Source organism: Streptomyces recifensis, from assembly GCF_002154615.1.
GTDB classification, from domain to species: Bacteria; Actinomycetota; Actinomycetes; order Streptomycetales; family Streptomycetaceae; genus Streptomyces; species Streptomyces griseoluteus.
In genome coordinates, this window is record NZ_MUNH01000029.1 from 1 (window position 1) to 1,767 (window position 1,767).

Sequence of the window (1,767 nt, forward strand, 5' to 3'; positions counted from 1 at the left end):
CCTCATGGCCCCTCCTCTCCGGCCCCCACCGCCTCCTCGGCGGCGGCCACGGCCTCCTCCCGCACCTCGAACGGCAGCCCCGTCAGCACCGGCGGCTTCGCCACCACCGTGACGCGTACCTGCTCGCCCTCGCGAGCCACGCTGACCGTCGAGCCACTCGGTGCCGCCTCCCTGGTCAGCCGGACCACCGCGTCGGGCGGATCCTGGCGGGCGGCGGCCCGCGCCCCGGTGCGGGCGGCGTCCACGCACTGGATCTGGGCGGCCACGGCAAGCAGCCCCCAGACCAGCGCCATGGTGAACGCCACCAGCACCGACAGCACCACGGCCGCCTCCGCCGTCACGAACCCCTGGTCGGCGCCTCGTTCACATGCGCGCACTGAGCGCTCGCTTCACGATGCCCTGGAGTTCCGCCTTCACTTGGCCGCTGGTGACGACCTCGTAGAGCAGCAAGGCGAATCCGACCGCCGCGATGATCCCCATGGCGTACTCGGAGGTCACCATTCCGGCGTCCTTGCGGCAGCGTTCCCGCAGCAGCGCCCATGCCCTGCCGGCCTTCTCACGCATCTCACGTTCCTTTCTTCGCAGCTTCGTTGTCGTTGTCGTGCACGTCGGTCCGCTCGGTCAGGGCCCACCTCCTTCCATCGCGCCGCCTGCGAGGCCGATGACCACGGGCAGGACGCCGACCGCGATGAAGGCGGGGAGGAAGCACAGCCCGACCGGCGCCGAGATCAGTACGGCCGCCCGACGGGCCCGGACCGTGGCCGCCCGTATCGACTCCGCCCGCACGTCCGACGCGAGCCGGGCCACGGGTTCGGCCGCCGGAAGCCCCGACCGGTCGGCCCGCTCCAGCAGCCGGGCGAGTGCTCCGGCGCCGGGAAGGGCGGTCAACCGGGCCCAGGCGTCCGCCGGTTCACCGCCGAGGCGTGCTTCCGCCGCACCCCGTGCCAGTGCGTCACCGACCGGGCCCCCGAGCGCCTCCCCGACTGCCTGGGCGGCGGCCACGGGCCCCGCCCCCGCCTCGATGCAGGCGGCCAGCAGCTCGGCAGCGAGGGGCAGTTGGCGAGCCGCCGCAGCCGTGTCCAGCTCTGTCGCAGGCTGCGCCGCCACCCGGCGCTCCTGCCACCGCCACAGCGCCACACCGGCCCCGATCCCCACCAGCACTCCGAAGATCCCGCCGACCACCGCCCATGCCCCGCATCCGACTCCGGCCACCGGCAGCCACTTCCGGGCCGCGTCGGCGCCCGCGAGAGAACGACCGGCCCCGGGCGGCTCCACGGCCAGCAGTGCCGCCACCCTCCGCCGCGCCAGGCGCCGGTGCCGCACCAGCTCCAGCCGGCGGCCCGCCCAGCCCAGGGCGACGGCCATCCCCACGGCCACCCCCAGGCTGTGGACGAACTCCCCGCTCATGCCGCCTCAGCTCCCCGCACGATCCGGGCCGCCCACCAGATGCCGGCGCCCTCGAACACCGCTCCCGCCACCAGACAGCCCAGCCCGGCGCCGGTGTGCAGCAGCACCCGGAGGGGATCGGCGCCCATGGCGGCGCCCAGCAGCAGCCCGAAGAGGGGCAGCACCGCCAGCAGCAGAGCCGTGGCACGAGCACCGGACAACTGGGCGCGCAGATCCGCACGTTGGTCCCGCTCCGCGCGCAGGGCGCCGTCCAGCCGGTCAAGGCCCGCCGCCAGGCCCGCGCCCTGGTCCACGGCCACCCGCCAGCAGGCCGCCGAGGGGCTGCTCGGGCTGGCCGCCTGCTGGCGGGTGGCCGTGGAC

The 1,767-nt window shown here is 75.6% G+C and carries 4 protein-coding genes; all 4 read right to left on the bottom strand.

Features of this window, described 5'->3' with window-relative positions; translation table 11 throughout:
* Positions 1–2 precede the first annotated feature (2 nt).
* Entirely contained in the window at positions 3–341 is a 339-nt protein-coding gene (locus tag CCN33_RS01910) for a TadE family type IV pilus minor pilin (protein ID WP_086690390.1), read from the bottom strand.
* A 22-nt stretch (positions 342–363) separates the two neighbouring features.
* Entirely contained in the window at positions 364–564 is a 201-nt protein-coding gene (locus CCN33_RS01915; RefSeq protein ID WP_086690392.1) for a DUF4244 domain-containing protein, read from the bottom strand.
* A 57-nt stretch (positions 565–621) separates the two neighbouring features.
* Positions 622–1,407 carry a type II secretion system F family protein gene (locus CCN33_RS01920; RefSeq protein WP_086690394.1) on the bottom strand — a complete coding sequence of 262 codons (786 nt, stop codon included), beginning with the start codon at positions 1,405–1,407 and terminating at the stop codon, positions 622–624.
* The coding region (locus CCN33_RS01925) for a type II secretion system F family protein (RefSeq protein WP_425275821.1) at positions 1,404–1,767 on the bottom strand (364 nt) is incomplete at its 5' end. The genes CCN33_RS01920 and CCN33_RS01925, both read right to left, overlap by 4 nt.